At 38.5% G+C, this 22,080-nt stretch carries 14 protein-coding genes; 1 reads left to right on the top strand and 13 read right to left on the bottom strand.

What is annotated here, in order from left to right; translation table 11 throughout:
• Positions 1-31: 31 nt before the first annotated feature.
• Positions 32-3,055 carry a VPS10 domain-containing protein gene (locus JK139_RS08655; protein WP_074419346.1) on the bottom strand — a complete coding sequence of 1,008 codons (3,024 nt, stop codon included), beginning with the start codon at positions 3,053-3,055 and terminating at the stop codon, positions 32-34.
• 268 nt (positions 3,056-3,323) lie between these two features.
• Here JK139_RS08655 and JK139_RS08650 point away from each other — a divergent pair, with 268 nt between their 5' ends.
• Positions 3,324-6,482, top strand: coding sequence for a WD40/YVTN/BNR-like repeat-containing protein (locus tag JK139_RS08650; RefSeq protein ID WP_074419345.1), 3,159 nt, complete (start codon positions 3,324-3,326; stop codon positions 6,480-6,482).
• Positions 6,483-6,494: 12 nt separating this feature from the next.
• Here the strand turns inward: JK139_RS08650 and JK139_RS08645 are convergent, their stop codons facing one another.
• From JK139_RS08645 to JK139_RS08590, 12 genes are all read right to left on the bottom strand, one after another.
• Positions 6,495-7,070, bottom strand: a complete 576-nt coding sequence (locus tag JK139_RS08645; RefSeq protein ID WP_074419344.1) for a ferric reductase-like transmembrane domain-containing protein — start codon at positions 7,068-7,070, stop codon at positions 6,495-6,497.
• Between the two features lie 28 nt (positions 7,071-7,098).
• A complete protein-coding gene (locus JK139_RS08640) occupies positions 7,099-7,884 on the bottom strand; it encodes an ATP-binding cassette domain-containing protein (RefSeq protein WP_074419343.1) in 786 nt (261 codons plus the stop codon).
• Positions 7,877-8,926 (bottom strand): FecCD family ABC transporter permease, encoded by a 1,050-nt coding sequence (locus tag JK139_RS08635; protein ID WP_081298662.1) that lies wholly within the window; start codon positions 8,924-8,926, stop codon positions 7,877-7,879. Before JK139_RS08635 ends, JK139_RS08640 begins: the two co-directional genes overlap by 8 nt.
• Complete coding sequence (locus tag JK139_RS08630) at positions 8,910-9,803, bottom strand: heme/hemin ABC transporter substrate-binding protein (protein WP_218331086.1); 894 nt, start codon at positions 9,801-9,803, stop codon at positions 8,910-8,912. Before JK139_RS08630 ends, JK139_RS08635 begins: the two co-directional genes overlap by 17 nt.
• A gap of 11 nt (positions 9,804-9,814) precedes the next feature.
• A complete protein-coding gene (locus tag JK139_RS08625; protein WP_218331085.1) occupies positions 9,815-12,148 on the bottom strand; it encodes a TonB-dependent receptor in 2,334 nt (777 codons plus the stop codon).
• 100 nt (positions 12,149-12,248) lie between these two features.
• Positions 12,249-12,788, bottom strand: a complete 540-nt coding sequence (locus JK139_RS08620) for a hypothetical protein (protein WP_218331084.1) — start codon at positions 12,786-12,788, stop codon at positions 12,249-12,251.
• Positions 12,789-12,879: 91 nt separating this feature from the next.
• Positions 12,880-13,707, bottom strand: coding sequence for a glycoside hydrolase family 16 protein (locus JK139_RS08615; protein WP_218331083.1), 828 nt, complete (start codon positions 13,705-13,707; stop codon positions 12,880-12,882).
• 115 nt (positions 13,708-13,822) lie between these two features.
• Complete coding sequence (locus JK139_RS08610; protein ID WP_218331082.1) at positions 13,823-14,836, bottom strand: family 16 glycosylhydrolase; 1,014 nt, start codon at positions 14,834-14,836, stop codon at positions 13,823-13,825.
• A 97-nt stretch (positions 14,837-14,933) separates the two neighbouring features.
• Complete coding sequence (locus tag JK139_RS08605) at positions 14,934-15,593, bottom strand: GDSL-type esterase/lipase family protein (RefSeq protein WP_218331081.1); 660 nt, start codon at positions 15,591-15,593, stop codon at positions 14,934-14,936.
• A gap of 27 nt (positions 15,594-15,620) precedes the next feature.
• Positions 15,621-17,066, bottom strand: coding sequence for a glycoside hydrolase family 30 protein (locus tag JK139_RS08600; RefSeq protein WP_218331080.1), 1,446 nt, complete (start codon positions 17,064-17,066; stop codon positions 15,621-15,623).
• A gap of 129 nt (positions 17,067-17,195) precedes the next feature.
• The gene (locus JK139_RS08595) at positions 17,196-18,659 is read right to left on the bottom strand and encodes a RagB/SusD family nutrient uptake outer membrane protein (protein ID WP_068243655.1); all 1,464 of its coding nucleotides are present in this window, start codon (positions 18,657-18,659) and stop codon (positions 17,196-17,198) included.
• A 51-nt stretch (positions 18,660-18,710) separates the two neighbouring features.
• On the bottom strand, positions 18,711-22,067 hold the full coding sequence (locus tag JK139_RS08590) for a SusC/RagA family TonB-linked outer membrane protein (protein WP_218331079.1): 3,357 nt from the start codon (positions 22,065-22,067) through the stop codon (positions 18,711-18,713).
• Positions 22,068-22,080 lie beyond the last annotated feature (13 nt).

Here is a 22,080-nt window from a genome sequence, read left to right as displayed (position 1 = left end):
TTTAAAAGTTGGGTAATCATTTTTAATATAACTATTCAGATATAATTATTTGCCATTGATTTTCCAGTGACTTAAAATTAGTGGCTAATTGCTGAACAGCCAAGCCAATGGTATGAGTGGGCGGCATATCTGCTTCTTCCAACATGCTCATTAAATTTCTGCTTTGTTGTAATATATCATGATAGCTATTCTTATTACTAATAACCCTTCTGCCATTTGAAGCATTACCTGCTATTGTATTTAATGAATTTATTTTTGAAGCAGATTCTGTATTTTGAATCATTTGCTGAATGATTTGTAGCCGCTCTAAACATGTTTTGCTTATTTCATAACACTGATTGGCTAAATTAAACTGGCGTTGCAAATCGGCAGAAGTAGTAGCAACCCTTGGATCCATAACAACATTAAACTGCTGTTGCATTGTTTTTCCGTTTACTTCTAATAAAGCGGTATATTTTCCGGGCATTACCCAAGGCGAAGTAGCTAACGGTGCTGTATTGCCGTAAATTGCTGCAATAGGATAAACAGGAGGAAGTGGTAAGGGGGTATAATGCACATCCCATAAAAAACGGTGCATACCCGGTTTTGCCGATAATATTTGTTGAGGTAGTATCCAATATTTTGGAATGTTTACTTTAGGTATATGATAGGGGGTATCAGTACTGGCATATTGCCGTACTATGTTGCCGTTAACATCTTTAATGGTTAATTTAACTATACCGGTATCATTATCGGGTAAATAATAATCAATGATTGCCCCATCTGGTGGATTTTGTCCGGCAGGTTCTTCCTGTGGTAATGGGGTATCTGTATTCATATCCCAACGAATACGGAGTGCATTTTGTGGTTTGAACAAGTAGGCATTATTAACGGAAATGCGTTGCTGTGCAATTTGCCGCAATGGCGTAATATTATCTAAAATCCAAAACGAGCGGCCATGTGTACCAACTACTATATCATCATCTTTTATTACTAAATCGCGAATTGAGGTAGCAGGCATATTCAACCGAAGGCTTTGCCAATGGTTACCATCATCAAACGAAACATAGACCGCATTTTCCGAACCGGCAAATAACAGGCCTTTCACCTTGGGGTCTTCCCGCACTACATTAATAGGTTCATTATCGGGAAGGCCATTTACTTTTTCTTGCCAGATATTTCCTCCATCGTGTGTAACAAAAATATGTGGGTGTAAATCATCACAACGGATACGGTTTACCGCAGCATACACCGTATTATTATCAAAATGTCCGCAATCCATTAATGAAATTTTACTCCAAGATGTAATTGCTGCAGGGGTAATATTTATCCAACTTTTTCCCCCATCATGGGTTATTTGAATATAACCATCATCGGTACCACACCAAATGGTATTGCTGTCTTTATAAGAAGGCGCAATTGTATAAATAACACCCCTTCGTGGCATTGTTTTTAAAGCAGGCGTAGTATAGATACCAACACTGGCCGGAATATCCCATTCACTGCGTGTTAAATCAGGACTGATTACCTGCCAGTTCATGCCCCCATTATTGGTTTTAAACAACACATTACCGGCAAAGTATAACGTATGTGGATTGACGGGCGAAAATAAAACCGGAGCGGTTCTGATAAAACGATATTTTCCGCTACGAATGGCTTCCGGTGCAACGTTTTGTACCTGACCGGTACGCTTATCATATTTGGTTATTTTACCCCCATAAATAATATTCGGGTTTAAGGGATCGGCCGCTACATAACCATATTCTTCTACACCAACGGGATGCCATTCCCGAAAAGTAATTTGCCCGTCATTCCCTCTGGATGCAATACCAACGGAGCCGCTTTCCTGTTGACCGCCATACACATTGTAAGGGAAGGCATTATCAGTGCTAACATGATAAAATTGTGCAGTGGGCTGGTTGTACCAGGATGAAAAAGTTTCTCCGCCATTTACGGTAATAATTGCACCCTGATCGGCTGCAATTAAAATAATGTTTGAATGATCAGGATTAATCCAAATACGGTGATAATCATCTCCACCAGGTGCCCCTCTAAAATCTTTCCAGCTATGCCCACCATCTTCCGAACGCCATACCACCACATTCGCTGTGTATACAATGTCTTCATTTTGAGGATCGGCTTTTACTTCTGCAAAATCGCTGCCCCGGCCCCAATAACGGCCATCGTTGCTAATGCTATACCAACTTTCTCCTGCATTATCACTTCTGTACATACCACCATATTCACCTGCATCAACAGTGGCATACATTCTTTTGGGGTTACTGGGGGCAATGCAAAATCCAATTCTTCCCAAACCCTGTTCAACCGTTGGTAAACCACGGGTAATTTTTGTCCAGGTTTTACCTCCATCCACCGATTTATATAACCCGCTTTGTGGGCCATTCCATTCTCCATTTTCCCAAGGGCCTTGCCGGCCTGCCCATAAATCGGCGAAAATAATATTGGGATTTTTAGGATCAATAGCTACTTGAACCGCTCCTGTATTTTCATCTTTATACAAAACCCTTTCCCAGGTTTTACCCCCATCTAAAGTTCTGAATACGCCACGCTCTGTATTGGGGCCATACGGATGCCCCATTGCCGCTACGAATACCCGATTGGGATTTGTGGGATCAATGGCTACCGCACCAATTTGCTGCACATCTGTTAAACCAAGATGCTGCCATGTTTTACCGGCATCGGTTGATTTGTACATGCCATTACCTACCGACAAATCGGGCCGTTGCAAACCCTCACCAGAGCCTACATATATAATATCTGGATTGGAAGGCGCTACTGCTAAATCACCTATTGATCCTGTTGGCTGGTCATCAAAAATTGGAAACCAGGTTCTGCCATAATCGGTTGTTTTCCAAACACCACCATTGTTTACACCTATGTAAAACACATTGGGTTGTTGTGGCACACCCACTGCGCCTACTGTTCTACCGCCTCTGTGCGGGCCAATCATCCGCCACTGCATTTCTTGAAACAAAGCAGCAGAAACCTGTGCCTGAAGGGTTTGGAAGATTGTACAAAGTAATACCACCATCAAAAAACGAAAGCGCCATTTCATAAAATTTTTTATTTAGAATTGAAAAAAAACCGTTTGATATTTCAACATAATCATCTCTATTTTATGTGCATTCCCTGAATTTCAATGCTTCATTCAACTACAAACAGTGCAATTAATTTGCTTAATATGGAGGTAAAAGGTACGGATGAAGGCTTATTCACTCAAAATAAATTCCATCGGTGGTGTACCTATACATATTCATCCATAAATTCATCCGCTGTTTAAAAAATTTATTACCTTACAATCTGCAACTAAAAATTCAGGCAACATGAGAAAATTTTACTTCAGCATTCTGCTTTTTGCAGGCTGTTATTTTACGGCACAGGCACAAGAAATCAATCTGGCCACACAGTTTAAAAATTTACAACCCCGCACAATTGGTCCGGCAGGTATGAGCGGTCGTATTACTGCAATTGATGCGCTTTGGAGCGATCCCAATATTATTTATGCAGGTAGTGCCAGCGGCGGTGTTTGGAAAACCGAAAACGGCGGCGCTTCATGGAAGCCGATATTTGACAAGGAACCTATTTTAAATATTGGTGCTATTGCCATTACGCAAAGCAATCCTTCTGTTATTTGGGCAGGCACCGGCGAAGGCAATCCGAGAAATTCTGTTAGCCTGGGAGATGGCATTTATAAAAGTTTAGATGGCGGACAAACCTGGAAATGCATGGGTTTGCAAAAAACAAAAAATATTCATCGAATTATTATTGACCCCAATAATCCAGATGTTGTATATGCAGGCGCCATTGGCAACCCTTATGGTGTGCATGGAGAAAGAGGATTGTATAAAACAACCGATGGCGGACAAACCTGGAAATTAATTTTACATACCAACGATTCCAGCGGTGTGGCAGATATGATGATAGACCCAAGTAACCCAAACAAACTACTTGTTGCCATGTGGCAACACCACCGAACACCCTGGAGCTTTACCAGCGGCGGCTCCGGCAGTGGATTATACGTAACCTACGATGCAGGTAAAACTTTTAAAAAATTAGGTAAGGCAGATGGCCTGCCAGATGGCAATTACGGACGTATTGGTTTAACCATTTGCCGAAGCTTACCCAGCCGTGTATATGCATTAGTAGAAGCTACCAAAAATGGTTTATACAAATCGGATGATGGTGGCATGAAATGGGAATTGGTAAACAGCGACCCTGCTGTAGTTACCAATCGTGCCTTTTATTTTCAGGATATACGCGTTGACCCGGAGAATGAAAACCGGTTATACAACATTAACCAAATGGTGAGTGTTAGTGAAGATGGCGGCAAAACTTTTCGCATATTGATCCCGTACAGTGGCATTCATCCCGATCACCATGCCTGGTGGATTCATCCTTTCAATCCTTCATTGATTATTGATGGCGATGATGGTGGGCTGGCCATAACAAAAGATAAGGGAAAAACATGGCAGTTTGAAAGCAAATTGCCTGTTGGGCAGTTTTACCACATTAATGTAGATAATGCATTACCCTATCATGTTATGGGAGGATTACAAGACAATGGCAGTTGGTATGGCCCTGCTTATGTTTGGATAAAATCAGGTATTCGCAACAGTTATTGGACCGAAGTGGGCGGTGGTGATGGTTTTGATGTACTACCCGATCCGGATAATTACAACTGGGTTTATTCCATGAGTCAGGAAGGCGAACTGGGCCGTTATAATGTAGCTACCGGCGAACAATGGCGCATTAAACCACCTGATGTAGGCAGCACTCTACGGCATCGGTTTAATTGGAATGCAGCCATAGCGCAAGACCCATTTGATAATAATACCATTTACTTTGGTAGCCAGTTTGTTAATAAAAGCACCAATAAAGGTATTTCATGGAGCATTATATCGCCCGACTTAACTACGAATGATACCGCCAAAGAAGATCAAAGCAACAATGGCGGCTTATCGATTGATATTACCGGAGCAGAAAATTATTGTACCATTTTATGCATTGAACCTTCACATGTACAACGGGGGGTAATTTGGGTAGGAACCGATGATGGTAATGTACAATTAACACAAGATGGCGGTAAAACCTGGACCAATTTCAGAGGAAAAATTCCGGGAATGCCAGAAGGAAGTTGGATACCGCAAATCAGAGCCTCAAGATACAAAGCAGGCGAAGCTTTTGTAGTATGTAACAACTACCGCCTGGGCGATTTTAAACCTTATATTTTCCGAACCACAGATTTTGGAAAAACATGGACCAGAATAGTAGATGAAAAGAAAGTAACGGGATATGCCTTGTGTATGATTCAGGATCCGGTAGAACCCAATTTAATTTTTGTAGGAACGGAACAGGGGCTTTGGATAAGCTTTGATAATGGCAATCATTTTCAACAATTCAAAAACAATTACCCTTCCGTTTCAACTTACGATTTAGCCATTCAGGAAAGAGAAGCCGATTTAGCCATTGCTACTTTCGGCAGAGCTATCTGGATTTTAGACGATATAAGGCCATTGCGTAAATTAGCCGCAAATAACGGTAAGGCATTTCCGCAAAAATTAATAACTTTCCCCATACCCACCGCATATCAGGCTAAAATAAAAAATCCATCCGGAATTGAGTACAGCATTTGGGGTACTTATGAAGGAGAAAACAGAAAGCCTGGCGCCTCTATTAGTTTCTTTACCGAAAAAACCGCCGGCGATACCGGCAAATCAAAAACGCCCGACTCTGTGCATGTGCACATATACGATGCGGTGCACAACAATGTACGCAATTTAGTAGTAAAAGCCGATACGGGTTTTAACCGGTTTTTCTGGGGCTTAGAAGGAAAAGGCATCCGTAGTGCAGGTGGCAGAAGAGGAAGAAATTTTGGAGGTGGCAGTGCTGAACCCGGTGGCTTACTGGTAGATCCCGGAACCTATACCGTCGTATTGCAATGGGGCAAATTAAAAGATTCTGCAACCGTTGTGGTGAATGATGATCCCAATGCACCTACTTCGCCGGAAGTAAGAAAAGCACAACGTGCTTTCAATGCAAGATTAGATTCACTAACCGTAAAAGTAAACCAGTTAACAGAACGATTAACAGATGCAGATTCCATTATGGCCAATATAAAAGCAAACCTGCCCAACATAGATAGTAGCAGAAGAGACAGCATACGGCATAGTATGAAAGCATTGGAGCAATCGATTAAAGACATTAGAGAAACTTTAAATGGCAAACCACAGGAAAAGCAGGGTTATGGTACTGTACCTCAGGTAACTGTAAATGGCAATATTGCAAATGCCCGCTTTACGGCATTATATAAAAATGCAGCTCCCGGAGAACAGGAGGAAACCCTGTATAAGGTTGCAGAAGAAAGTGTAGACCAGGTATTGCAAAAAGCAGATAACTTCTTCAACAGTAAATGGAAAGCCTTCCGTAATTTGGTAGAGTCCTCAAAATTAGATTTGTTTAAAAAGGAAGAAGACAAAGAATAAAACTTTACCATTTCAGCATTGTTTTCGTATAAAATAGCGAAACCTGATTACAGAAGCTGCTATCAGAACCAACCCACAAATTTCTGATAGCAGCTTTTCTGCATCTAAGAAATCGACAGGCCGGTCTTTTAATTCCGGATCCATCCAAATGCCATGTATTATAAACAGCAAGGCAGTACCGTATGAAATTAAATGTACATTCTTCCAAAAGCGAAATCTCATTTTATTTTTAATAATTTTTTGGGTGGTAATAATTACCAGAATAAGTGCATAGAATGACAAACTGCCCAACAAAGCCATATATGGCTGGTGTTGAGCATTCAATGACCATAGCAATTGCAACCACGAAAATTTAGAAGCAGAATCAATAGGTATTAATACAATATGCACCAACACCAATAACAAAGCCAAATAGGCGGTATAATTATGTATATCAGTAATATTCAGCTTTTGAATAAAGGCAGGAACGCACTTCCAATAAACAGATTTTTTATATGCTGAACTAAGCAGCATACCCAGCAAAATATTCAAAGTTAAAACAGCGGTAGCTATAAGGCCAATGGTTCCAGATATATCAATGGTTTGCACGAATAGGGTTGTTTTATAAATAGAAAATTTATTCGGGTTGAAAATAAATGAAAGGATGATCTAAATTTTGTTGTTCCAATTTTATGGCATGCACATCAAAAATATTTTTTATTAATGCAGCATCAATATCAACAGGCTGCTGTAATGAGTATAGCAACTGACCACTTTTCATAAAATGCAGGGTATCTGCAAATTGTAAAGCCAAATTCATATCGTGCAATACTGCCACAACGGTTACATGTTGCCGTGTTAACGATTTTGCTGTTTGCATTAGCTGGTACTGATATTTAATATCTAATTGAGAAACCGGTTCATCTAAAAACAAATATTTTTCCTGAGTTTCAGAGGCTTCTAAAATTTGAGCCAACACCCGGCTCATTTGTACTTTTTGTGCCTCACCTCCTGATAAGTTTTGATAGAGTGTATCGGCTAAATGTGTAACATGCATTTGTTGCATGGCATGATTTACCATTGCAACGTCAACAGCATGAGGCTGGTTTCTAAAAAAAGGATAACGACCCATCATTACCACTTCACGAACAGTTAATGTAAACGGCAAATGATATCGTTGTGATAAAACGGCTCTTTTTTTTGCAAGCATCTCTGGCGATAAGGAAGCTATATTACTACCATCTATGGCAATTGTTCCCGAAGATGGCATTAAACTTCCGGCCATTAACTGCAAGAGTGTTGTTTTGCCGGCTCCGTTTGCGCCCATAATAACGGTAAAACTGTTTTTTTGAATGGTTAGATTTACATCTTGTAACAATTGCTTATTGTGGATGGCATAACTTAAGTTTTTTACCTCAATCATAGCTCCCTCCTTTTTGCAGCAATTGCGTTTGTTTCAATAAAATAATGAATACGGGTGCCCCCACCAATGAAGTAATGATACCAATAGGAATTTCTCCCGGAGCAATCAATAACCGGGCAGCAATATCAGCTACCGTCAATAAAATTGCGCCAGATAAAAAAGCAGCCGGTAATAAAGTTCTGTTATTTCCACCTATCAATAAACGCATCATGTGCGGTACAATTAATCCCACAAAAGCAATTACACCAACAAATGCGGTTGCAATAGCAACCATGGCAGTATTGAGCAATAAAATCTGCCATTTTAAACGCTCTGTATGTACGCCCAAATAGCCGGCTTCTTTATCGCCCAACATCAATGCATTCAACTGATTGGCATAGCGCAATAAAAGAATCATTACCGGAAGTGTAACAATAGCAGTAATCAATATCTGCAGCCAGGATGCGCCGGCAAAACTGCCGAGGTTCCAAAAGGTAATGCTTCTTGCCTGCGGATCTCTGGAAATAAAACTTAAAAATCCGGTTCCGCTTAAAGCAATAGCATTCACAGCAATACCAATTAATAACAAATTGGTTACCGAAACCCGATTAACCGATTTAGCCAATGTATATACCAGTACCGTTGCAAGAACACTACCCACAAACGCAAATACCGGAACCAGCAGTATGCCGGAAAAACGCTGCAACCAAAAGGGCAAAATATCTGATAAAACAAATATAAAAGAAGCACCAAAAGCAGCACCGGCACTGGTTCCTATTAAGCCCGGCTCTACAATTGGGTTTCTAAATAAGCCCTGCATCATTACTCCGGATGCTGCTAAAATACCGCCTGTAATGGCGCAGAGCAATACACGTGGCAACCTAATTTCAAGAAATACAGCTTCATGAATATTTAAAGGAGCATCGTTCTTTATTGCATGTAGTAATGCGCTGTACATTTCATGTATATGAATAGGCACAGCGCCAAAATCAATGGCCATGATGATGGTACCAACCAATAACAATATTAAAATACTAAAGTACAGTTTAGGGTAGCGTTGCATGAATATTGGGATGAAATATTTTCATGAGTGATAAAATGTTATTAGCGCTTCGCGGACCAAAATATACAATATCATGTTCATTAAACCGATATATTTTATTGTTTTTGGCTGCATTGGTTAAGGCAACACCCGGTAATTTTTTCACACTTTCCATGCCACCCAATTTATCAAATCCAAAATCAGTAACAATAATAATATCGGGATTGGCCGCAGCAATGGCTTCAGCACTTAACTGCGTGGCTCCTTTTGCCTGGTATACTGCGGATTTTCCAACTGCCATACGTATCATGGCATCTGCCGGACCATTCCTCCCACTCATCACAAAGAAAACATTGTTGGCCTGGCCAAATTGAATTACCATTACTTTTGGTGTATCTACGCATTGCTTTTGTGCAGCATATACTACCTGCATTTGTTGTTGTAGTTGATGACTGAGTGAATCGGCCACAGCAGATACCCCAAAATAAGTACCCAATGCTTTTAATAAAAGCTGTGCACTATCCAAAGTATTCGATTCAAAAAATTCTTTACAACGTACCCCCACTTGTTGTAATTGTGGAATGACTGTGGCAGGCCCAATATTCTGACTATAAATTACAATATCGGGCCGCATGGATACAATTCCTTCTGTACTCAACAAACGATGGTAACCCACTTTAGGCAATAATTTTGCGCTATTGGGATAACTACTGGTTAAATCGCAGGCCACTATATCTTTTCCTTTTCCCAACGCAAACATCATTTCTGTTAATTGTTTTGAAACAGAAACAATTCGTTTGGCATTGGCAGGATTCATCTCTTCCTGTTTACCTTGTTTACATGACATGGCCAGCCATACTATTACAGGCAGCCATCGAATTATATTTTTTCTAATCATACATCAATTGTTTAAAAATGATAAGCCAGTTTTAATCCGCCATACCATATGGCAGTATATGGCCCGGGTATAAAGTGCGGATCGGTTTGTGAAGCTAATGTAGGTGATAAAAATAAAAAGGTATAATAAGTATTGTTCAACAGATTATCTGCACCTATAAACGCATCCACATCAAAATGTTGATGCAGCGTTTGGCGATAACCGAACTTAGCACCCAATAAACGATAAGCTGCTGCATTATTCAAGTTATCGAAAGTATAAGGCACTTTATCAACATATTGAAACGTACTGTTGAAATAAATACCAGGCGCTGTTACCACATCCAACCCAATATTTAAAAAATTAGGTGCTACACCGGCAACTTTATTACCTGAAAAATTAAGGGTGTTGGCATTGTTATTATTATCACTCTTAAAATCTACATATTTAAAATTAGAGTACGTGTAGGTTACAAATGGTTTTACAGAACGGAAAAAACCCTGGTTACTTTGTAGGGCAAGATAGTTTAACGACAATTCTACCCCGTTATTTCGTTGTTTGCCAACGTTTACTGCAAAAGTATAAAAAGGCGTGGTTTGTGTAGCAGCTACCGACTGATTCACAATTTTATTGCTTACATCTAACTGAAACAATGCCATTTGATAAGATAATTTATTATTGAAAAAGCTACCCTTGGTACCCAATTCATATTGAATACCCAATTCAGGTTGCAGGCCTGTGTTTACTTTTCCAATAGCCGGTATCACTACATTACTGGTGGTAGGCGGTGTATAGCCGGTACTTACATCCACATATACCGAACTGTTTTTATTCAACATTTTTAAAACTGCAATGCGTGGTTTTAGTACGGGGGTGAACCGTTTGTAACCCGACTGGTCGGCATGTGTTGGGTTGGCACTGTTCGTAAGCATATCGCGAATACTGTATTCAATAAAGTTAACACTGCTTCCTGCTGTGAGCATAATTTGAGCAGGCAAATTCAACTTCCATTCGGTAAATAGATTGTAGGTAGATGCCTGTATTTGCAAATCGCCTCTAATGCCACCCATTATACCATTGGTTAAATTATAGGTTTTATTAAAAGAAAGCGTTTTCTCAAATTGTCCGCCAATAATACCATGAATGCCCACTGCACCCGACTTTCCATTATAAATAAATCCCGTTCTGCCGCCAAACGTTAATACTGCGTTTGAGTTAAGGCCTGCGGCAAATGGCTGATCCAATGTATATCCTGAAGTAAATACGGTGGTTTGATTATTGAAGTGCTGATTGATTTTAATATCATCTGTAATACCTGCTCTAAAACTTTCAATTAATACATGGGCATTGTTATTAACATATTTCGGATCGCTCCAGGTGATACGGCGGTATAATGTATCACCTGGAATTTCGCCGGCCAGTTCTTCATAAGAACGGCTATATGACAAATAGGTTGAAATGGTTTGTTGATCGCCTACATAAAAATCGCCTTTAAAGGAAGCGTAATCTTTTGCTGATGCACTATGGCTACGGTAACCATTTGACGTTTGATGGCCGTAATTAAAAAACAAAACAGAATTACTGCCTGCCGATTCAATACGTGTATTATTTCTATACAAACCGTAACTACCTACTGTATTTTCTTCCAAAATTTTTGTGGTATTGGGTTTGGGTTGAATAGAATACAATTTAACCACACCGGCAATACCCGAACCATACAAACTGGATTCCGGCCCTTTAAACACCTCCACTCTACCAATGGTAGAAAAATCAATATCATCTAATATGGTTACACCGGTGGCATCGGTTAATGGAATATTATTTAAAAAAAACTGATAGCCTAAGCCATTAAAATTAGTGGTATTGCCATATCCTCTGATGATGATACGCTGGCCACCGGAAATACCTCTGGTTTGCATAAATACACCCGGAATAGTGTTCATTTGGGTTTCAGGAAATAAACCATTGCCACGTTGTAAATCGTGATATGTTAATACACCTACCGATTGTGCTTCGGTTAATTGGTTATCGCGTTTACCCGTTGCCCAACCCGTAACCTGCACCTTATTTAAATTATCGGTAGTAGGAGTTAATAAAATCAACAACTCTTTATTGGCAGGTTTTATGGTAACCTGTTGGGTTTCATAGCCCAAGCTGCTAACGGTAACAACAAGATTATTTGTTATCTGATGTAATTGAAATTTACCATTATCATCCGTAATTAGTTTTTGGCCGTTTGGTAATGTAATTACTGCACCTACTAATGGCTGATTGGTGATATTATCGGCAACACGGCCCTGAATATTTTGTGCCTGCAGTTGTTGCAATGAAAACAGAAAAAGGAATATAACTATAGTTTTTTTCATAATGTAATATATAATGATGAATGGAATGAACAATTCATTTACCTAAATAAATAGAATTCAATAGCACTCCAACAACGAATGCCATTTTAATGAAGAAGGACTAACAGATTGTAAATCGGGGAGGAGGTAACACTACAGAAAGTGCGATGTAATGCAAATAATATGAATGAAAAGTAGACCAGCAAATATTGACGGGTTCAGGAAATAAGATTTGAAAAAGTTCTGGTTGATAAAAGAATGAGAATATCTGAGAAAAACTTAGCCGGTTTTGTTTGCCTGCATCCTGTTTGTTTTTTTGAAGGGCAAAGTGTTGCAAATCTGTGCTGTTTTCAGCATTATCGGGCAAACCGCAAATGGTTACCGTTGTTTGGTTATATTGAATATGAACCACATCATACAATAAGCCATTCAATTTAAATTCATGATTTTTTTCTTCCCAGGAGAATGAGGGGTCAGTAATGTTTCCGTTTGCATCTATACTCCATTGAAAATGACAGGCAGCTTTTGTATCGGGATGAGAAGCAATAAACAACTTCATCTCCGTTTTTAAATGCACTTTATACAGCACATACCACAAATGGTAACCACCCATATAAGTGAGGAGCACAGTTAGGAGTAATATGGATAAGCATTTTCTCATGTTGCAGGCATGAAAATTAGTGAAACCATTTATGCCGTGCAAATATTTTAGATAAACGCTTTATCGAATACTACTCCTACTGCTCATTTTTTTATTCAGAAGGCTTTGGTGCATCCAATTGGGTAACCTTTACCCAATCAACTACCATTTTTGCCTTATTTTGCTTAATTTGTTGTAATGTTTTTTCAGGCAGGCCAAAATAGGGCTCTTTTGCGCCATTCACTCCTGCGGGATAATTACCGCCCAAAGCAAAATTTAAAATCAAAAACTTTTTATTGCTAAAAGCCCATTGTCCATATTTATCTGTCATGGCTTTTGTAACGCGGTACATGGGTTTACCGTCATATTCAAAAACCATTGCATCAGGCGTCCAGTTTACAGCATATACATGCCACTGCGAAGCATCATTGTTTTTTGGAAAATGGTAACGTTCTACAAATGGCGTTTCACCGCTGTATCCGGGGCCGTGCACCGCAGCACTTGCCCATGCAGCATCGCCAATATTTTCCATAATGTCAATTTCGCCGGTAGCCGGCCAAGGCCCATTACCCAATATCCACCAGGCAGGCCATAATCCGGCACCGTTGGTTAATTTAATTCTGGCTTCTGCACGGCCATATTCAAATTCAAATTTATTGCGGGTATTTATTCGGGCCGAAATAAAATCAAAATGTTGCCCATCTTTTGTTACAAAACCCGGGGCATACAATGGCTGCAATATCAGCTTGTTTTTTTCTATGTACAATGTTTTAAAAGAGTCTACATAGGCCTGTAATTCATTGTTTACATGAAATCCGGTAATTTCAATATTCCACTTAGCCGTATCTAAATGTTTGGTATTAAAATTATCAAAAAAAATTACTTTTCCTTTCTGGGCTTTTTGTGTTTGTGCTATTCCTGAATGCAGTATACAAAACACAAAAACGATACATTTAAATAAGGATTGCATAAGTTGGTGAAAGGGGTTTTGAATGGGAGAATGTAGGTTTGGTATAGAGCAATGTTTATGAATGGAAGTTAATGCATTTCAATAATTATTGGTATACCCTCACATAATCAATTTCCATTTGGTTGGTGGTAAATGCCGGGTCTATGGTTCCACCCAATGTACCACCCATTGTTACATTTAAAATAATGAAGAAATTTTGATTAAAAGGGAAACTGCTTTTGTTGGGTAAGGTATAATAAACCACATCATCTACCAGCAACTGAATCGTTGCAGGCGACCAAATAGCAGAATATTTATGAAAAGTAGTTGCTGCATTGGTGATAGAGGTAGTAGCACCATCACCATATTGATTTACCTGTGCGGGATAATGCAATGTGCCATAAATAATATTTTTATTTTTCCCATTCTGTTCCATAATATCTATTTCTCCACAAGCAGGCCAGCCTGCAGTTGAAATATTATTACCCAGCATCCAAATGGCCGGCCAGGTACCAGTTGAAGCAGGCAGTTTGGCGCTTACATCTATCCGGCCATATTTAAAACTATATAAACCTTTGGTGAGTAAGCGAGCCGAAGTATAATTGCTACCTGAATAACTTTCCTTCTTAGCAATAATCTTTAATGTTCCGTTTGATACCACAGCATTATCAATACGTGAAGTATAATATTCCAATTCATTATTACCCCAACCACCGGCTCCTAAATCGTATGTCCATTTTGTAGGATCCGGACTTCCGGGTATATTGAATTCATCTGACCAAACCAAATTCAATTTTACAGCTACGGTAATTTGTATGTTGGCAGACGAAGTAAGGCCCGATGCGCTTTTTGCAATTACATTCACGGTATAGGTTCCTGAAGCAGTATACTTGTAAGTTGTTATTCCGGAAGGGATGGTTTGAATAATGCCATTTCCAAAGTCAAAATCATAAGATACAGCATTGCTTGCTGAAGCAGTAAAATTTACATTGCCACTACTATCGGTAGAAACAACAGCATTAATTACCACATTGCCAGGTGCAATAGCAGGAGTAGAATTTGAAGCTTTGTGGCAACTTGTGATTGTAATCACTACTAAAAGCAAGCTTAATCGATTCATGCTTGTAATATACAAATTAATTACAAATAGAATTATTATCTGAAAATAATACATTCATTTAACTGCAAAACCAAGGATACAAATCAATAAAATTAAACTATAACAAATAAGGCTCTAATATTTTCTGCCAGATATGATAACCCGTTGCATTCATGTGCAGGCCATCATGTATAAAAATGGTTTCGTTAATGGTGCCATTGGGGTTTAACATAGCATGATACACATCAATAAAACGAGCATTGGGTTGCTTTTGTAAATATTTTTGAATCAATATATTAGATGCCAGCATTTTTTGTTGCCATTGTATGCGGCTTGGGCTGGGCTTAATAGAAATATAATCAACAGGTATATTTTTATATTTTTTCCGGATAATATGTAACAATGTTTTTACCCTGCTTAATACCTGCTGTGGGGTTATGGAAGTATCTTCCGCAATATCATTTTCACCACAATAAATTACAATTTGTTTGGGATGATAGGGCAAAATAATATCGGGTGCATACCGAATTACATCCGGCAATGTAGAACCACCAAAACCCCGATTAATAATAGTGTGTTCAGGAAAATAATCCTGAACATCCTTCCATTTTTGAAAAGAAGAACTACCAACAAACAATATGGCATTGGCCGGAGGAAAATGCAAGCTATCCTGGTGTTTAAATACCTGAATTTCCTGATAAAAGCGTGGTGCTTGCGCCATGGCACCGCTAAAACACCATAAACAAAAAACAAGCGTTTGAAACAATATTTTTTTCATATACATATTTTGTAAGTTCGATTATCATTACCAAACATAAGTTGCAACACTGCCTGATGCTAATATTGATGAAGCATATACATTTTTAAACTGAATACTAAATGCCTGTGTTGTTGCAGTGGTATTTAAAACGATTAAAACTTTTTTCCCTGCCGGTGTAAGAAAAGCCACATTGGGTAAGCCATTTACCATATTTGAAGCAATTCTATACGAACCGTAAGGTACAAATTTAGCAGCATGTGCAATAATGTAATAAGCCACATTTCGCGTAATGCTATTATCCTGAATCGTTAATGCACCCAAACATTGGGTACAACCACCGGGAGTATGTGGTTCATATTGTGCATCAGCAGCCAGGTTCCATTCCAATACGGTTTTACTCCAATTGCGTGGCGCACCAATAATTAAATTCTCTACATGCCATGTTAAATTAGATGGGAAATCACCGGGAGCACCTACCCATTGTTCCGTAAAATATACATTTTTATTAGGGAAGGCATCATGCACCTGAGATAGTACATTAATATTTCCGGCATATAAATGAAAAGCTGAGCCATCTACATATTGTGCTGCTGCAGGATTATTTAATATGGCGATAGGATAATCGGGCCTGTCGCAATTATGATCATACAACAATATTTTGGTTGTAATATTTTCTTTTTTAAAAACGGGGCCCAATGCATTTTGAATAAAATTAGCCTGATCGGCAGACTGCATAACCATGCTGGGATTGTTATTGGGATTGAGTGGTTCATTTTGAATGGTAATAGCATGCATGGTAATGCCTTGCTGTTGCATGGCCTGGATATATTTTGCCAGGTATTTTGCATATACCATATAATAAGCGGGAAGCAAACTGCCACCAACGGTACCGGCATTGTCTTTCATCCAGGCAGGTGCCGACCATGGCGATCCTAAAATTTGAATGTTGGGATTGATTTGCAATATGGCTTTTAATACCGGAATTAAATCAACCGTATCAACACCTAAGCTAAAAGCAGATAAAGTGGTATCGGTTTTCCCCACAGGCATATCATCATAAGAAAAAACATGGCTATTTAAATCAGAAGCACCAATACTAATGCGTAAATAATTGATGCCGATACTATTGTTATCGTTGCCAAACAACTCTTTTAATAAAGCAGTTTTTTGTGTACTGGGTAATTGATTGATTAAAGTTGCACTACCTCCGGTTAAAGTATACCCAAACCCATCCATGGTTTGATAACGCTGCAGGCTATCAACCACAATAATAAAATTGGTTTTATTGACAGTATCGAAATATAATGGCGTTTGTTGTTGTAAACGCACAGAACCATTGGCATTGGTGAGCCATACAGATATTGAATCTTTTAAATTAACAACCGTATTTGGAGGCCTATTAGGCATTTCAGGCGACTTTTGAGCCGAGGAACAACTCATGGCCAATATCATACAATTGATAAGCAGAAAATATTTACAAAGTTTTTTCATTGTATAATTTCATATAAAATTTAAAAATTGCATCAACCTACTGAAAAATGCTTTATCTAAAAATAGAGTAATGTACTGAAAAAAGCACCCACAAAAATCTGCAGGTGCTTTTGTATGTAACCTAAACGACTAGTAACCCGAATTTTGTTTCAACAAAACATTGTTATCAATTTGATTTTGCGGTATGGGAAATACCAGTTGATAAGGTTTAACATTGTAATTTAAATTATTACCTGCACCATCTTTTTGTGCATTCATCACTGTTATGGCTCTTCCGGTTCTCACTAAATCGAACCAGCGATGGCCTTCAAATGCCAGCTCCAATCTTCTTTCTTTTTCAATTGCCAATGCCATATCACCTTGCGAAACTGCTGTTGTAGGAGGCAGATTAACTCTGGCACGAATTAAATTCACCAATGCACCTGCGTTGGTCGTTAATCCTTTGGCATTGTAAGCTTCAGCTCTCAGTAAAATAATATCTGCCAAACGAATCATATAAAAATCATTGGTACCATTGTTTGGATCATTATATTTTGACAGGATAGGATAATTGTTGACATCTTTCCAATATGGATCAGACCATCCATAATTTACAAAAGTAATAGAAGCGTGTAAACGAATAGAATCACCCTCTGTTCTAAAGGTATTCACCAAATCATTGGTGGGTGTTTCAAATTTTTTCCAGCCGCTGCCGATAAATTGAGATGGTATCCAATTGCCAATCACACTCCAGCCTACATAATTAAATTCCCAGATAGATTCACTATTGTTTTTATGATTATTATCCCATAAAAAAGTATAGTTGGGCATTAATGTATAATTGGGTATCACCTGGTCGCAATAATAAGCAACAGAATCCCAATTAGGAGTAGGCATGCTGGCATATACTTTTGCCAAAATTGCATTCACAGCACCTTTTGTTACCACCATTTTATTGGGAGGTGTATTGTCGTTTTGTACATTATCTTTTGCAAACCATAAATCCTGTAAAATAGCCTGGTATGCAGTATCAGCAGAAGATTGTGGCACCAATGTAGATTTAATTAGTGTTTCAGAATTGGTTTGATCCACCGGCTTTAACATTAAAGGTATCCTTCCAAACAAACGAACCAAATCAAAATAAGTAAATGCCCGCATAAATCTGGCTTCACCCAAAATTTGATTTTTTCTGGTTGCAGACAAAGCAGGATCTGTACATGCCTGCACCTGTGCAATAGCAATATTAGCAGTTGCTATAATACCATATGCATCTTTCCAGTCACGATTGATATTGCCATTGGCTGCATTGGCTGTAAACAAATCGATGGCAATATTGTCAGGATTATCACCACCTGCATAGCAATTATCAGACTGAACATCAGCATTGGTAATTCTGTCTAACACATTGAACTCTAATCCATAACTATAACCAATTTCAGCATTATAAACACCAGACAGTGCATTTTCTGCTTGAGAAGCAGTAATAGAACTAGTACCTGTATTTGTTACCACTTGTGTAATGGGCTGTTTATCTAACAATTTGGTGCAGCCTGGCAAAATCATGAAACAACCAAGCGAACCAGTAATTAATGTTATTATTATTTTATTTTTCATATTCCTGATTTTTAAATTTTCAAAATGGCATATAAGCAACGAAAATCATTTTTATTTCAACGCAACATTCAAACCAAATAAGAACATTTTTGCCTGTGGATAAGCACCATTATCTAACCCTAATGAAATATTTCTATTGTCGTTTGAATTTCCGGGATTGCCATAAGAATTTACTTCCGGATCAAAACCTTTGTATTTGGTTAATGTTAGCAAATTATTACCTGAAACATAAACAGAAGCCCTGCTTAAACCAATATGGTTTAATACTTTCGCTGGAATATCGTAAGAGAGTGTAATTGTTTTCACTCTTAAATAAGAACCATCTTCTAAAAACCGTGTAGATATCAACGAATTATTAATGGTTGCATTGGTACTTACGCCTGGAATATCAGTAATATCGCCGGGTTTTTGCCATCTTCTTAATACAGCCGAACTTTGATTAGCGGAGTTTACCATAGCCTCGGCTTCTAACCTTCCTGCATTAAATATTTTGTTGCCCTGTGAACCCTGAATAAATACAGTTAATGTAAAATTTTTAAATGAAACGGTATTATTCAACCCATAAATAAAAGTGGGCAATGCACTACCTAAAATTCTTCTATCGGTAGGTGCGGGATTATCGGTTGCTTTACCATCTTTTGTTAAATACAATTCATGCCCGGTATTTGGATCCACGCCTTGTGCTACATACCCATAAAATTCACCGAGTCCGTAACCTTGCGCCAATGCTATAGCGTTACCACGTGCATAAACACCGCCAAATGCATTCAGGAAGGTTACTCCTTCACCAATATTTAATATTTTATTTTGATTGAATGAAATATTGAAATCTGAATTCCACCTCCAATTGCCTTTTACAACATTTTTAGTAGAAATAAGAAACTCTTCTCCAATATTCTGCATGGTTGCCGCATTGAGTGGAGCAGTTGCAAATCCTGCTTGTGAGGGCAAAGGATAATTCACCAATACATTCTTGGTTTTCTTCACATAAAAATCTCCTGTAAATGAAATTCTTCCATTTAAAAAGCTCGCATCAACACCTACATCTGTTTGTGATGTAGTTTCCCATGTTAAACTGGCCGGCGCAATGGATACAGGAGTTACTGCACCCGTAACCGGATTGATACTGGACAAAGGCAGGTAACTATAGCTGCCAATTCCTTCCTGATTACCATTTTGGCCCCAGGCTACTCTTAATTTTAAATCGTTAACCGCACGTACATTTTCCATAAATGCTTCTCTCGACAAACGCCATCCTGCAGAGAAAGAAGGGAATACGGCTGTTCTGTTTCCTGGTGCAAACTTGGAAGAATTATCAGAACGGATATTGGCCTGAAACAGATATTTACCATCAAAATCATAATTAATTCTTCCTAAATATGAAATCAAAGCCCATTCATCAATTCCGGTGGTTCCGGGTTGCTTAATAGAATCTCTTAAATACGCCTGATCCCAGGGCAGTAACCGGTATTCCGGTTTTAAGAATGACCCGGAAATAGTTGTTTGCTCTGTATGTGAGTTTTGGGCTGTCCAGCCGGCCAGAGCAGAAAAATGATGTTTACCCCAATTTTTGTTATAGTGCAAAGTTTGCTCACTTAACCAGGTTAAATTATAGGTTCTGGTTCTGGATTGCTGACCTCCGGTTTGTCTTCCATAAATGGTAAGAAAAGGATCCAAAAAATAAGTGCTGGTATAGTTCCCATAATCAATACCAAATCTCGATTCAAATACCAATCCTTTTAATAATTTAACATCGGCACCTAAGTTCGTTAATAATCGGTCGGCAGTTGATTTATTATATCTGCCCAAAATTGCGCCATATGGATTTTCCCACCCTGTTAGGGGATTAAATCCAATGGTTCCATTTGCATTAAATTTTGGTATAATAAATGGAGTTTCCAAAGCAGATAAAACAACCCCGCCTCTTGCTACACTTTGGTTATCGGTAACATCATTACTTTTTGAACGTGAAAGAACTGTACTGGATATGATGGTAAGCCAACTACTAGCTTTGGTTGTTAAATTCACCCTGCCGGTTAAACGGTTATAAGTTGCGGGTTTAATCATCCCTTTCTGATCAGTATAATTTAAAGAAATATAATGGGTTGATTTATCGTTACCGCCAGAAATAGACAATTGATAATTTTGCTGTGTGCCATCCTGAAAAATTTCTTTAGGCCAGTTTACGTTATTTGCATTCACCATTGAATCGGTTACAACGGTAGCCCCTTTCTGTTCATTTGCGTAAGCCTGATATTGCTTGGCATTTAAAACTGACAACATTTTAGTTGGAGAGGTAGTACCATAATAAGTACTAAATTCAATTTTAGATTTGCCGGCTACTCCTTTTTTAGTAGTAATGACTACTACACCATTTGCTGCCCGGGTACCATAAATAGAAGCCGATGCGGCATCTTTTAAAACAGAAATAGATTCAATATCGCTCGGACTGAAAGAAGAAATATCCGTCATTGGAATACCATCCACAACATATAATGGGTCATTCCCTGCACTGATGGAAGAAGAACCTCTTATCCTGATAGATAAACCAGCACCGGGTTTTCCTGAATTGGAAACCACCTGTACTCCGGCGGCCTTTCCCTGTAATGCCTCTCCTGCATCAACAATTGGTCTGTCGGCAATATCGGCTGCTGTAACTACGGAAACAGCTCCGGTTAAGTCTTTTTTACGCTGTGAACCATAACCTACTACTACAACCTGATCTAATTGAGCATCAACGGGCGTTAGCTGTACTTGTATAGTGTTTGTTGCGCCAACTACAATTTCTTTTGATGCATAACCAACATAAGAAAATACAATGGTAGCACCTTTTTCGGCTGTAATAGTAAACTGCCCTGTATTGTTGGTAGAAGTACCCTTATTTGTACCTTTTACAACCACACTAACCCCTATTAAAGGTTGTTGTGTAATTGCATCGGTAACGGTACCGGTTATTACATTGGCCTGTACCGAAGCATTTGTAAAATTTGGATCCTGATAAAGGGCTTGTAAAATTTGTGGATTATTAATCAAATCTTTGAGCGTTTCAATTTTAGTGTTTTTACTAAATAAAACATAGGTTTGATCCAGAACTTTTTTATAATGAATACCCAATGGTATTAAAATGCTGTTCAACGCCTGTTCTACATTTTTAAATTTAGTAATTGAAAAAGCTACTTTGGTGTCGGGCAATGTATTACTTTCATACACAAAATCAACCTGATAAACCTTTCGCAGTTCCGAAAGAACATCCACCAACATTTTAGTATTATTGGTATCATCTTTCCTGATTGTATGGTAAAGTGTACCATTTTTAAAAGGAACTGGCGTTTCTGAAAAGGCAATGCCAATAGACATGGAAAATAGTAATAGCTGCAATAGCAGTAGTTTTCCTACATTTTTTCTCATAATACAATCGTTT

Source organism: Hydrotalea lipotrueae (assembly GCF_019249625.1).
Classification (GTDB): domain Bacteria; phylum Bacteroidota; class Bacteroidia; order Chitinophagales; family Chitinophagaceae; genus Hydrotalea; species Hydrotalea flava.
This window is presented reverse-complemented; position numbering and strand designations above follow the sequence as displayed.

Coding starts and splice junctions, on each gene's coding strand:
- JK139_RS08655 (WP_074419346.1), bottom strand. CDS start 3,055: ATGAAATGGCGCTTTCGTTTTTTGATGGTGGTATTACTTTGTACAATC.
- JK139_RS08650 (WP_074419345.1), top strand. CDS start 3,324: ATGAGAAAATTTTACTTCAGCATTCTGCTTTTTGCAGGCTGTTATTTT.
- JK139_RS08640 (WP_074419343.1), bottom strand. CDS start 7,884: ATGATTGAGGTAAAAAACTTAAGTTATGCCATCCACAATAAGCAATTG.
- JK139_RS08635 (WP_081298662.1), bottom strand. CDS start 8,926: ATGCAACGCTACCCTAAACTGTACTTTAGTATTTTAATATTGTTATTG.
- JK139_RS08630 (WP_218331086.1), bottom strand. CDS start 9,803: ATGATTAGAAAAAATATAATTCGATGGCTGCCTGTAATAGTATGGCTG.
- JK139_RS08625 (WP_218331085.1), bottom strand. CDS start 12,148: ATGAAAAAAACTATAGTTATATTCCTTTTTCTGTTTTCATTGCAACAA.
- JK139_RS08620 (WP_218331084.1), bottom strand. CDS start 12,788: ATGAGAAAATGCTTATCCATATTACTCCTAACTGTGCTCCTCACTTAT.
- JK139_RS08610 (WP_218331082.1), bottom strand. CDS start 14,836: ATGAATCGATTAAGCTTGCTTTTAGTAGTGATTACAATCACAAGTTGC.
- JK139_RS08605 (WP_218331081.1), bottom strand. CDS start 15,593: ATGAAAAAAATATTGTTTCAAACGCTTGTTTTTTGTTTATGGTGTTTT.
- JK139_RS08600 (WP_218331080.1), bottom strand. CDS start 17,066: ATGAAAAAACTTTGTAAATATTTTCTGCTTATCAATTGTATGATATTG.
- JK139_RS08595 (WP_068243655.1), bottom strand. CDS start 18,659: ATGAAAAATAAAATAATAATAACATTAATTACTGGTTCGCTTGGTTGT.
- JK139_RS08590 (WP_218331079.1), bottom strand. CDS start 22,067: ATGAGAAAAAATGTAGGAAAACTACTGCTATTGCAGCTATTACTATTT.